This is a genomic window from Veillonella sp. 6_1_27, from assembly GCF_000163735.1.
GTDB classification, from domain to species: Bacteria; Bacillota; Negativicutes; order Veillonellales; family Veillonellaceae; genus Veillonella; species Veillonella parvula_A.
Genome location: NZ_GG770216.1, coordinates 606,775 through 619,972, shown reverse-complemented (window position 1 = coordinate 619,972; position 13,198 = coordinate 606,775). Strand labels below are relative to the sequence as shown.

General features: G+C 41.2%; 11 protein-coding genes. All 11 read right to left on the bottom strand.

Going from position 1 to position 13,198, the window contains the following annotated elements; genetic code table 11:
• Positions 1-80 precede the first annotated feature (80 nt).
• Complete coding sequence (locus tag HMPREF0874_RS06765) at positions 81-935, bottom strand: polyphenol oxidase family protein (protein WP_039965269.1); 855 nt, start codon at positions 933-935, stop codon at positions 81-83.
• 9 nt (positions 936-944) lie between these two features.
• The gene (locus tag HMPREF0874_RS06760; protein WP_008602571.1) at positions 945-2,672 is read right to left on the bottom strand and encodes a radical SAM protein; all 1,728 of its coding nucleotides are present in this window, start codon (positions 2,670-2,672) and stop codon (positions 945-947) included.
• A 120-nt stretch (positions 2,673-2,792) separates the two neighbouring features.
• Entirely contained in the window at positions 2,793-3,512 is a 720-nt protein-coding gene (locus HMPREF0874_RS06755) for a DUF421 domain-containing protein (RefSeq protein WP_038125705.1), read from the bottom strand.
• 12 nt (positions 3,513-3,524) lie between these two features.
• The gene (locus HMPREF0874_RS06750) at positions 3,525-3,986 is read right to left on the bottom strand and encodes a DUF3290 family protein (RefSeq protein ID WP_008602566.1); all 462 of its coding nucleotides are present in this window, start codon (positions 3,984-3,986) and stop codon (positions 3,525-3,527) included.
• A gap of 173 nt (positions 3,987-4,159) precedes the next feature.
• Entirely contained in the window at positions 4,160-5,167 is a 1,008-nt protein-coding gene (ilvC, locus tag HMPREF0874_RS06745) for a ketol-acid reductoisomerase (RefSeq protein ID WP_008602565.1), read from the bottom strand.
• Positions 5,168-5,308: 141 nt separating this feature from the next.
• Positions 5,309-6,094, bottom strand: coding sequence for an ABC transporter ATP-binding protein (locus HMPREF0874_RS06740; RefSeq protein ID WP_008602563.1), 786 nt, complete (start codon positions 6,092-6,094; stop codon positions 5,309-5,311).
• 11 nt (positions 6,095-6,105) lie between these two features.
• A complete protein-coding gene (ilvN, locus tag HMPREF0874_RS06735) occupies positions 6,106-6,594 on the bottom strand; it encodes an acetolactate synthase small subunit (RefSeq protein ID WP_004695208.1) in 489 nt (162 codons plus the stop codon).
• Complete coding sequence (ilvB, locus tag HMPREF0874_RS06730) at positions 6,594-8,303, bottom strand: biosynthetic-type acetolactate synthase large subunit (RefSeq protein WP_039965267.1); 1,710 nt, start codon at positions 8,301-8,303, stop codon at positions 6,594-6,596. Before ilvB ends, ilvN begins: the two co-directional genes overlap by 1 nt.
• Positions 8,304-8,321: 18 nt before the next feature.
• On the bottom strand, positions 8,322-9,545 hold the full coding sequence (ilvA, locus tag HMPREF0874_RS06725) for a threonine ammonia-lyase (RefSeq protein WP_008602558.1): 1,224 nt from the start codon (positions 9,543-9,545) through the stop codon (positions 8,322-8,324).
• Between the two features lie 42 nt (positions 9,546-9,587).
• Positions 9,588-11,258, bottom strand: coding sequence for a dihydroxy-acid dehydratase (gene ilvD / locus HMPREF0874_RS06720; protein ID WP_008602556.1), 1,671 nt, complete (start codon positions 11,256-11,258; stop codon positions 9,588-9,590).
• A gap of 535 nt (positions 11,259-11,793) precedes the next feature.
• Positions 11,794-13,197, bottom strand: a complete 1,404-nt coding sequence (locus HMPREF0874_RS06715) for a DASS family sodium-coupled anion symporter (RefSeq protein ID WP_008602554.1) — start codon at positions 13,195-13,197, stop codon at positions 11,794-11,796.
• Position 13,198: the final 1 nt, after the last annotated feature.

The following is a 13,198-nucleotide window of genomic DNA, read 5'->3' as shown; positions in this document are numbered from 1 at the left end:
TTAAGGCTATCCCCTCCACAAATCCAAGCAAATATAATAAAAATATCATACGTTATTATGATTCCTGTGAAAGTCGAGTTTTATCGTTCTTGTAACATCGCAAATAAAGCCATACGACCGGTTCGACCTGCCTCTCGACGATAGGAATAACAATCTACTTCCGTTACACTATCGGTACCACCAATCGTGATGTTCTCTGGAGGAACGCCATTTACAACGAGATCCTCACCAATAAAGTTCCATAAATTGATATAAGCCTTGTCCAATTTATCAGCAGAATAATTGACAACATCAGATGAATCTCGGTCTGTCATATCTCTCCAAGCCAATTCAAAGCGTTTACCTAGTTCTACATCTACTTCAAAAGACTCAGGTCCAATACTAGGCCCAAGATATATATAGCAATCTTTGAACTCGGTCCCATACGCCTCTTTCATGGCCTCAATGGTAAGGACTGGTAAACGGCCAATGGCACCACGCCAACCTGCATGCGCCGTAGCAATCGCATGATGTTTAGCATCGTAAATACCTACGCCAACGCAGTCTGCTGTGAACAGAAATAATGGCACATGCGGTAGATTTGTAAATACCGCATCACAATCATCGATAGCGGTATCTTCTCCAAAAGCACCTGCCCCAACAAGGTCTTCTGTGATTTCTACAGCCTTTAAACCATGGACTTGATTGCCACAAGAAATACGGTTTGGTTCAACACCTAAATATTTCACAATAATAGCTCGATTTTCTCGTACGCTTTGAGCTTCATCCCCTACATGAAACGCTAGGTTTAATGATTCATAAGGGGCTTTAGATACGCCACCATGACGATAAGTATCGCCCATTACAATAGGAAATCGATCAACCCAGCTTGGCGCCTCATAAGACCATGTTCCATGAGGGCCTTTCACATCTATACGTTTTACAGATTGATTCATCTGTTCCTCCTATTTACAAACGCCACAGCGTTTACAACCTGCTGCACATGGAGGGGTATATGCTTCATCGAGGGATCGTTGCCATTCCATTTCAAGATACCCCTCCTGCATGCCCATGTCTAAATGGCTCCACGGCAAGAATTCATCAAAACTGCGTTCACGATAATTCATATTATCCATATCCAGGCCAGCAGCCTTCATTTCGGACTTAAAAGATTTACTGCCTCGATCGGCTGCACATGCTGCAATAACAGCGCCTAAGCGGCGATCCCCACGAGCAAGAACGCCTTGAATATACGCCTCTTTAGGCGACTCTACGAGAACCTCGATGCGGCGATTCTTTTGCAATGCTTTCTTTATGTATTGTAACTTTTTCTCCACCACTTTTTGGTTATCCATGGCCATCCATTGGAACGGTGTAAAAGGTTTAGGAATAAACGGATTAATACTGAGCGTTAAACGACCTTTACAGCCTACTTTTTCCATATGAGCCTGTGTTCTTTCCGCAAGTCCTACAATAGCCTCAATGTCCTCATCGGTTTCCGTTGGCAACCCAATCATAATATACAAGCGCATATGCTGAATACCTGACTTCGCAGATAAGGTGGCTGCATTTTGTAAATGCTCTTCACTGATTCCCTTGTTAATGACCCGACGCAAACGTTCACTGCCCGTTTCTGGCGCAATGGTAATCGTCTTTTGTCCACTATCCGCTAGTCCATCCACCACGGCTTGTGTTAACGAGTCAGCACGCAAGGATGCACAAGAGTAACGCATATCTTTAGAGCGAATATAATTAACGAGTTCGTCTACCTCAGGATAATCCGAGATAGCAGCGCCCATGAGGCCTACCTTTTTACCTAGCTTTTCTGCGCGTTCTACGCCTTCTTTCAAAATGTCTAAAGGACGTACACGAGGTACGCGGAAGCAATACCCAGCCATACAGAAGCGACAATGACGACCGCACCCACGGGCTACTTCAATGATATACATAGCACCAAATTCAGTATAGTTCGTAGCCACTACCGTTTCACCACCGCTAGTGAGCATTTCAAAGTGCCGTTTAATCGTTTTAGGCACGCCCTCTGCAATATCATAGCCTTTAAATTCACCGTCTTCACTGTAAATCGGCACATATAAGGATGGTACATACACGCCCGATATATCCGCTAATTGACGTAAAATAGTATGGCGATCCAAGCCTTCCATTTTTCCATCTCGAATGATATCTAGTACACGACTTACGATGCCTTCCCCTTCACCGATGATGAAAGCATCAATAAAATCAGCAAAAGGCTCAGGGTTGAAGGTCGCACAAGGGCCCCCTGCAATAACGATAGGATCAAACTCGGTACGGTCTTTTCCCATGATAGGGACTCGGCCATGACGCAACATCAAAGGAATATGGAAATAGTCCATTTCAAAGGTAACATCAAAAGCGACTACATCAAATTGATGCATAGGCCGTTGTGTTTCAACGCTCATAAGGGGAGTCTTAGTCTTATCGTAAGCTTCTAATTCCTTTTTCTCAGGCAAGAAAATCCGTTCGCAAACGCTATCATTTCGCAAATTGATTTCCTCATAAATGATATGAAGTCCAAGATTACTCATGCCCACGAAGTATGTATTTGGATAGACGATGGCCACCTTTTGCCCTGCATGAGGATTTACTGTTACCCGACTATCTTCATCTTTATATAATTCTTGTAATCGATCTATTAAATCTTTACGATTCACTAATTTCCTTTCTATATAAGCCCACTACGAATAGTGGGCTTAATAACATTATATATATTATTTATATATTTATAAGACTACGAAATACGTATCTCGCCTATACTATAAGAGCAATAGATATTATAATTTAGATTTCAATTTATCTTTAGTATAATTGGTCTTACTTTTAAGAGTGCTTACAATTTGTGGACGATGTTTTCTTTCGTAAGGATATACAACAACTTTTCCATCTTTATATTCTGCAATATATATATCCTTAACAGAGTATCCTTGAGCTTGGATTTCTTGTTCAAGCCACTCTCTATCTTTTTCAATTACATCGAGGGTAAACTGATTAATTTGACCATCATCGATAAGATCAAATCGGATATTATCTTCACCGAATTGAACCACGTTGAGCTGACCGTTTTGCTCCAATACGGCACGCTTAACATCCGTAACATATTGAACACCGGCAGCACGAAGTTTTAATTTAAGTTCAGCCGCTTGTATACCATAACGCATACATTCTTCTGTTAGAATATGACCTTTTTCGATTACTATAACTGGATGACCATCAAGAATTGCTTTAAAAATACGAAGATTCCCTTTTAAAAACTTAAGAGTCATTACGAGGATAGTCCATAAAATAAGGACTAACATAAATTGTAAAATACCAATTTGATCATTGTAAATAATGGCACCGATAATACCACCAAGTACGTAGTTTTGCAGTTGATCTAAGGCAGAGGTTGGGGCTAAATTGCCCTTACCCATTAAATTGATTTGTAAAATAATCGCCAAGAGACCGATGGCGAGTTTTGCAAAGACCATCCCATAGACGGCCATAGCTTCTGTCATATGTGGTCCTCCTTATTGTAATGCATCCTCTTTATCGTGAATTCGATCTATAGGGCTTACCTTATAAACACGTGTAATAGTATAGGTTGAAAATTCTGGATTAAATTGAACCTCATAGTAAGCGTCACTTACTTTTAAAATCATACCATTACGAATCTTTAAGGAGTTAACCGCCAATTGGTCGCTCGGTACGGAACGATCTGAACTAAAAGAATGTAAAAATTGAGCCATACGAGAGGAGTCCTCAGAATAGGTTTTCATCCGATTATACTCTTGGTATTCAAGCCCTAAGAAGAACACTACGATTAAAGACAATATAATCATCAGGTCACGATAGCGACTAGTAAAACCATTTCGCAATACTTGTACTCCCAAAATGAGTAATGCTAACAGAACAGCTACAATTATAATAAAGCCCCAAGTTTGACCTATTACAGCCTGACTTTCAACATAGGCTAATGTGTAAAAATCCATGCTACACTCCTTTCAAATATTACTTTTTATTATACCATATTTGATTCCAATATTTTCGATGTAATCGTCAAGATGGCCCAAAATAATGTAAGAAAAGATAAAAAATAGCGACCCCTTACGGGGTCGCTTTTAATAAGCATATAATCTCACAAAAGATTACCTAAGTAATACTCTTATTTTAACCAGCTCATCAAGTTGCGAAGTTCTGCGCCAACTGGTTCAATTAGATGATTAGCAGCTGCTTCACGATGTTCTTTAAGGAATTTTTGACCATTTTTAGAATCTGCTAAGAATTCATCAGCAAATTTACCAGATTGAATATCCGCCAAGATTTGTTCCATAGCTTTTTTAGTATCTGCAGTGATTACGCGAGGACCTGCATGGTAATCGCCGTATTCAGCAGTGTTGGAGATGGAGTGGCGCATTTTTTGGAAGCCACCTTCGTAGATAAGGTCTACGATCAATTTCATTTCATGCAAGCATTCAAAGTAAGCGTTTACAGGTTCATAACCAGCTTCTGTTAATACTTCGAAACCAGTTTTGATCAATTCAGTAACACCGCCGCACAATACAGCTTGTTCACCGAAGAGGTCAGTTTCAGTTTCAGATTTGAAGTTAGTTTCCAAGATACCGGAACGGCCACCACCGATACCAGAAGCCCATGCTAATGCAACTTCTTCAGTATCACCAGATGGATCTTTTTCTACAGCGTATAAGCAAGGAACGCCAGAACCTTCTTGGTATGTACGACGTACTAAATGACCAGGGCCTTTAGGAGCTACCATGAATACGTTGATGTCTTCACGAGGTACGATTTTACCAAAGTGAATGTTGAAGCCGTGAGCAAATGCCAAGTATGCACCTTGTTTTAAGTTAGGAGCGATATCTTGTGCATATACGTCTGCTTGTAATTCGTCTGGAATCAATACCATAACGATATCAGCGCCTTTAACTGCTTCTGCAGTTTCTTTAACTGTAAGGCCTGCTTCTTCAGCAGCTTTCCAGCTAGAAGAACCACCACGAAGACCAATTGTTACATCCATACCATTTTCTTTCAAGTTCAATGCATGCGCATGACCTTGGGAGCCGTAACCTAAAACTGTAATTTTTTTGCCTTCCAATTTGCTCAAATTACAATCTGCATCATAATAAACTGTAGTACCTAAAATTTTACCTGCCATATTAGACAACCTCCAAACATATTCAATAGAATATAGATTATATATACTGTACACAATCTAACAAATTTTTGCAAGATGTGGCGTACATTAATTTAGTATCAGCAAGCCAAGTTTTAAGCCTCTGATAAAAAAAATTGATAACTACCGAACCATCACCCATGGACGATCATCTTTCCATACAACTTGTACGGAAAGTCCAAAGACATCAGATAAAATATCATCAGTTAGTACCTTGTGTTTAGGACCTGCATGAATCATCTTGCCCTCTCGCAAGATAGCTACATGAGTAATAAACGGTAGTATCTCTTCAATTTGATGTGACACATAGATAATCGGTGTCTGCTGCTCAGCTACCAAAGTAGATACGATGCGTAAAAACTGCTCCCTCGCTGGTAAGTCCAAACCAGAGCAAGGCTCATCCAAAATCAATAATTCTGGATTTGCCATAATAGACCTCGCTAACAATACCCGGCGCTGTTCGCCAGCAGATAAGGTTCGAAAACGATGACCTTCCAAATAGTCTAGTCCAAATTCAGATAATAATTGCATACCTCGTTGACGCACCTCAGGTGCTACCTCTTGGTATATACCAATGCTACTAAATGCACCAGAAATAACAATATCTTCAACGACTTGTTTATCCAAGGTTGACTGAAATTGTCCAAGCACAGAGCTAACAAATCCTAGTCTAGCCTTGATTTTGGGCCACGCATATTTACCAAATTCCTTACCAAACACACGCAAAGTACCCGTTGTGGGAATTTGATAAGCAGGTATCATGCTGAGTAGCGTTGATTTACCAGCCCCATTAAGCCCTAATAAGGCCCAATGTTCACCGTCCTCTATATGCCAATTTACATTATCTAAAATAGATCTACCATCACGGCGAAAGCAGACATTTTCATAATGGAGTAATTCACGCCCCACGTTATCAACTCCTACATTTTTTCTCCGCGGCTCATAGCGGTGATACCTGTTTTAGCAATTTCAAGAATACCATAAGTTTCCATAATTTGAATGAAGCCACGTAATTTTTCTACACTACCAATGACTTCAATGATCATAGATGTAGGAGAAATATCTAACACATTACCACGATATACATCGGCAATCTGTACTATTTGTGATCTTGTGGAAGCAGATGCTTTTACCTTGATAAGCATTAACTCACGGCATACCACATCATGATCTTCAAACACTTTAACCTTAACAACATCGATAAGCTTGTAGATTTGTTTTTGCACTTGATCGAGAATTCGGTCATCGGCCTCTACAGTAATAGTAATACGTGCATAACCTGGCTGATTTGTAATGCCAGATGTCATTTTTGTAACGTTAAAGCCACGACGGTTAAAGAGTGCCAAAATACGTGTACCAATACCTGGTGCATTTTTTGCAATGATTAAGACTTGATGTTCTTTCGCCATTATAGCACCCCTTTCTTACCCATCATACCGCTTATCGTGCCGCCTGCTGGAATCATTGGTAATACATTATCCTCTCGTTCAACGCGACAATCCAAGACAATGCTTTCATCCGATGTAATGTATGATTTAAATTCTTTGTTGAAAGTTTCAACATTATCTAGACGCGCTGCTTTCAAGTCAAATGCATCTGCGAGTTTCACGAAGTTCGGACTCACTTCCAAATCTACATAGGAGTAGCGTCTATCATTGAAGATTTCTTGCCATTGACGAACCATACCAAGATAGCCGTTGTTAATAATAATAATCTTGATTGGCAAATTATATTGGCGAACCATCATGAGCTCTTCACAAGTCATTTGGAACCCACCATCACCGACAACAAGGATAACTTGCTTCTTAGGCGCCCCTACTTGAGCCCCAATAGCCGCCGGCAAACCATACCCCATGGTACCCGCACCGCCAGAGGTAACGATAGTATGAGGTTTTTTATGAGTTAAGAATTGAGCCGCCCACATTTGATGTTGACCGACGTCACTTACGATTATGGCATCTTCCTTGGCAATCTTATTAAGCTCAGATAACACATATTGTGCATGCAATACATCATTTTTAGACTCAGGGATTACCATAGGGTATTCCGCTTGCCATTCTCGGATTTGCTCAAGCCACGCTTCATGAGTTGTAGGTTCTACAAGAGCATTAAGCTCCGTTAATACCTGTTTTAAATCCCCTACGATAGGCACATTGATTGTAACATTCTTATCAATTTCAGCTGGGTCGATATCAATATGGATGATTTTAGCTTTTTTACAGAAGAAATCTGGATGGCCTGTGATGCGGTCATGGAAACGAATCCCTGCAGCAATCACGAGATCTGCCTCATCTGTACTATTATTAGCTGCAACAGAACCGTGCATACCAACCATACCAAGAGCCAATTCGTGATCTCCTGGGAAACCACCAAGACCAACTAATGTATTCGTCACCGGAATTTGAGCCTTTTCAGCTAATTCTTTAAGCTCATCCATAGCACCAGACTTTAATACGCCTGCCCCAGCAATGATAAGTGGACGCTTTGCATTTTTGATGAGAGTAGCTGCTTTTTTGATTTGACCTTGATGACCTTTATAGGTTGGATCATAGCCTTCAAGATGAATAGGTACTTCGTACAATTTGTTGTATTCCGCCATGGATATTTTCTCGGTTTGAATATCCTTCGGAATATCGATAAGTACAGGGCCTGGGCGACCTGTGCCAGCAATAAAGTACGCCTCTTTAATGATGCGAGGCAAATCATGAATATCTTGAACAAGATAGTTATGCTTGGTTATAGGCATCGTAATACCTTGGATATCCGCCTCTTGAAAAGAGTCCTTACCGATAAAGGGCCGGCCAACCTGACCTGTAATGGCCACCATAGGTACGGAATCCATGTACGCAGTCATAATACCTGTTACAAGATTCGTTGCACCAGGACCAGACGTAGCAAGACATACACCTACGCGACCAGATACGCGAGCATAACCATCTGCTGCATGTGCAGCACCTTGTTCATGACGAACAAAGTAATGTTTAATTTCAGGGAAGCTATATATTTCATCATAAATTGGAATTACCGCGCCACCTGGATAGCCGAACATATCGGTTACACCAAGGCGATGCAATGTTTCAAGGACAATGCGTGCCCCATTGATTGTTTCTGCGCTCATAGGAACCCTTTCACCCAGCTATTCAGACAATATCTCGCTGGAATTTAAACGTTTAATAATGTAGCCATTATGTTTGAAAGTATCAATAATGTGTTGGATGTGCTCTTCACCATTTGTTTCTACCGTTACTTGCAATTCCACTTCATGGAAACGGTCAAGGTTTTTGAACTGATTATGGTCAAGTTTAATAACATTTGCATCTGCATCGGCTAACATTTGAGATACAGCCACTAACTGGCCTGGTTTATCAGGAAGGTTAACGGAGAAAGTAAAGATACGACCACGTACGACAAGACCTTTATTAATCATAGAGGAAATGGTAAGTACGTCGATATTACCTCCACTGACAATGGCTACAACCTTCTTACCTGTGCAGTTCAATTTTCTAAGACCTGCCAATGGTAAAATACCGGAATTTTCTGCTACTAATTTATGTTTTTCAACAAGCAACAGGAATGCTTCCATCAATTCGTAGTCTGAAACAGTAATAATGTCATCTACATATTGCTTGATATATTCTAATGTAGTTTCCCCAATTTGGCGTACTGCCGTACCATCTGCAATCGTCGCTACTTCATCGAGTGGTACCGGATGATCAGCCTTTAATGCAGCGATTGCACTTGCGGCACCTTCAGGCTCTACACCGATAATCTTAACGCGCGGATTTTTTAACTTTGCCGCTGCCGCAATACCAGATACGATACCACCGCCCCCAACAGGAACAAGCAATACATCTGCATCAGGAAGTTCATCGAGAACCTCGAGAGCAATTGTCCCTTGCCCTTCGATGACATCTTCATCATCGAAGGGATGGACGAACACATAACCATGTTCTTGTTGGAGTTCCATCGCTTTTTGGCAAGCTTCATCATAGATTTCACCATGTAATACGACATCTGCGCCGTACTGTTTTGTTGCATTAACCTTTATAAGAGGCGTGTGTTTCGGCATAACAATAGTCGCTTTAATGCCAAGGCGTTTCGCAGCAAGGGCCACGCCTTGTGCATGATTACCAGCAGACGCAGCGATAACACCGCGCGCCTTTTCCTCTTCTGTCAGCTTTGCAATTTTATTATAAGCTCCACGAACCTTAAAAGAGCCTGTTATTTGCAAGTTTTCTGGCTTGATATATACATCATTTTCGCACTCGTCAGAAAACACATCGCTGTGAAGCAATTTCGTTTTCACCGTGATTGTGCTCAAGCGCTCACGAGCCTCCATAAAATCATATAACTTATACATATACACGGTCTCCTCTAGTTAGTATTAAATGAAAGTCTAGTATTAGTCTTCAAATACTTCGATAGCACCTTGTGCAGCAGAGGATACGTGAAGAGCGTATTTTTTAAGATATCCAGTTACATTGGATTTGAACGGTTTCAATGCAGCTTTACGACGAGTGATTTCATCATCAGATACAGCTAGTTCCAATTTACCGTTTGGAATATCGATGTTGATAATATCACCATTTTCAACGATGGCAATGGTACCGCCTGCAGCTGCTTCTGGAGATACATGTCCGATGGATGCACCACGAGTAGCACCGGAGAAGCGTCCATCTGTCAACAATGCTACATCTTTATCTAGACCCATACCGGCAATCATAGATGTTGGAGTCAACATTTCACGCATACCAGGACCGCCTTTAGGGCCTTCGTAACGGATAACTACAACATCACCTTTCACGATTTTACCGCCTGTAATAGCTTCAACCGCTTCTTCTTCACTGTTGAATACCTTTGCTGGACCAGAGTGAACAAGCATATCTGCATCTACGGCACCGGCTTTTACAACGGAACCATCTACAGCAAGGTTACCTTTAAGAACCGCGATACCACCAGTTTCATGTACTGGATTATCCCATGGGTGAATAACATCTTCATCCACAACATGAGCTGCCGCTGCAATTTCACCTTGTGTTTTAAGAGCAACAGTTTTGCAATCTGTATGAAGGCGACCATTTTCTGCTAAACGTTTCAACACGGCAGATACACCACCTGCAGCGTACAAGTCTTCAATGAAGTATACGCCAGATGGAGATAATTTAGATAATTGAGGTGTATTTTGAGCGATGCGATCAAAATCGTCTAAGGATAATGGTACACCTGCTTCGTGAGCAATAGCCGGTAAATGAAGCGCCGTATTAGAGGAACCGCCCAAAGCCATATCAAGAGCTACCGCATTTTCAAAGGCTTCACGAGTCATAATATCTTTAGGGCGAAGGTTTGCTTTTAATATCTCTACCGCTTGCATACCAGCTAACTTAGCTAAACGCAAACGTTCAGAATATACCGCTGGGATTGTACCATTGCCAGGAAGGCCCATACCGAGAGCTTCTGTTAAGCAGTTCATTGTATTTGCCGTATACATACCAGAGCAAGAACCACATGTAGGACATGCCGTATTTTCGATATCAGCTAACTCAGCATCATCCATTTCACCAGTTTGATGTTTGCCTACGGCTTCGAATACGTCGGACAAACCAATTTTTTTACCTTTATGTACACCAGCGAGCATGGCCCCACCAGATACGAATACAGATGGGATATTAAGGCGAGCAGCTGCAATCAACATGCCTGGCACTACCTTATCGCAATTTGGAATGAATACCATCGCATCGAATGGTGTAGCCATAGCAGTAGCTTCGATAGAATCTGCAATGATATTACGTGTAACTAAGGAGTATTTCATGCCGATATGGTTCATTGCCAAACCATCGCAAATACCGATAGTATTGAACTCGATTGGCACCCCACCTGCGTTGCGAATACCGTCTTTTACGGCTTGTACAATATTTTTCAGGCCTACGTGACCAGGGATGATTTCATTGAAAGAGTTGGCAATACCGATGACTGGTCTACCCATTTCTTCATCAACAAAACCCAGAGCTTTTAATAAAGATCTGTGTGGTGCACGTGCTACGCCTGTTTTCAAATTGTCACTTCTACAACTCATGTTAATCTCCTCACTTTTGAAAGCATCCACTTGGACAGCTTTCACGACGCATAAAAAAAGACGATTCCAATGAATCGTCTTAAAAGTTTACAAATGATATTCCTTTTGTTTACAGAATTCCTATATACATAAATAATCCTATGTACCCCTTGGAAAATATACACATAAGAAACAAACCATATAGTCAAATCTTATTGATTGTATATTAAACCATTCGCGGAACTTCTAAGACAAAAACGTGTTAAGTTGTTGTTCATAATTCGAATGTCATTAATAATCACGACTAGCGCAATAATCAATAAGCTAATGACTAAACCTAACATGTTTCCTCCTAAAATATTCTGTAATAATAATCACGGAATAATAATAACACGTTATATTATCCCGCGCAAGATAATTCACAATAAATTCTATAGATTCATCATAGTTTTTTTATGAAGTTCACCATACCCAAAAACTATAGCAAACCTAGTAAGGTATAAAAAATATAGATATAACAAGAAAAATCCCTCACCGTAGTGAGGGATTGAATATATTATAAAATACCAAAGAGCCACATGCCAAAAGTGCCGCCCCAGAAATGAATGAGGAAGCTCACCACGGAAATGGCAAGACCTACGCGCCACCATGTACCTTGTGGCACATAGCCAGCACCGAAGAAGATTGGTGTTACACCTGAACTATAATGAGTCAATGTACAGCCAGGACTGTTCATCAAACCAAAGAGCAATATCGTAAACGGAATAGGAGCCCCCATCGCCACTAAAATGGCTGCAAAGGCGGAGAATAAAGCTGTAATACGCGCCGTACCACTGGCAAAGAAATACTGAGAGTACACAAAGGTAGCGGAAATGATAAAGGATGCCCAGAACCAGTCAAAGCCAGCTAAATGTTGACTTACAAAGTCTGCAAACACAGCTACTACACCGAGTTTACCAAGCAGCCCAGCCATGCCCACAAGCGTACCCATCCAGATAAGGATATCCCAACCGGTACGTTCACCCAAAATATCCTCCCAAGTAAGAGAGCCAGTCACAACACACGCCAGAACCCCCATCATCGCTACTACTGTAGGATGAAGCTTAGTCCAAATTGCTGTAGCCCAAAGCAAGATGCAAAGTACAAAGATAATAGCAACAGAAATTTCAGCCTTCGTAATAGGTCCAAGAGCATCTAGTTCTTTTTGAGCCATTACAGCAGCCTCTGGTGTTTCCTTGATTTCTGGTGGATAGATTTTATAGATAAACCAAGGCATCAAAATCATACAAATCACACCAGGAATGACACCTGCTTGGAACCATTCCCACCAAGATATATCATAGCCAAACAGTTTAGCACCTAAAGACGTAATAAGCAAATTACCGCTACATGCGGTCAAGAAGATCGTCACAGTAATAGTGTTAATAGTATGTGCCGTCGTCATCAAGTACGCCCCAATGCGGCGGGCCGTATTACCATAAGGTTCAGAACCAAAAGCTAAGGAAATATTTTGTACAATGGGGAATACAATACCACCTCCACGCGCCGTATTAGATGGTGTAGCTGGAGAAATAATCAAGTCCGTACAAGCCAACGCATAGGCAAGCTTTAATGAGCTTGTGCCAAAAGAGCGAATCAAGGTGTACGCAATACGCTTACCAAGGCCAGAATTAATAATACCTCGTGAAAAGAATACGGCCGCTACGATAAGCCACACATTCGCCTCTGCATAGCCACCTAGAGCCTGTACCATAGTGATGGAATTAGTGGCTACGGCTACAACAATACCAAAGAGGGCCATAATACCCGTTGGCCAGGGACGTAAGATAAAGCCCACAATAGTAGCCGTAAAGATAGCTAATAAATGCCAACCTTCAGGCTTGATTGCCTCTGTATGAGGTAAAAACCAAATAACGAGGCCCACTAAAACGGTAAGGGCCGCTCGTGTAAAAGTATTCATA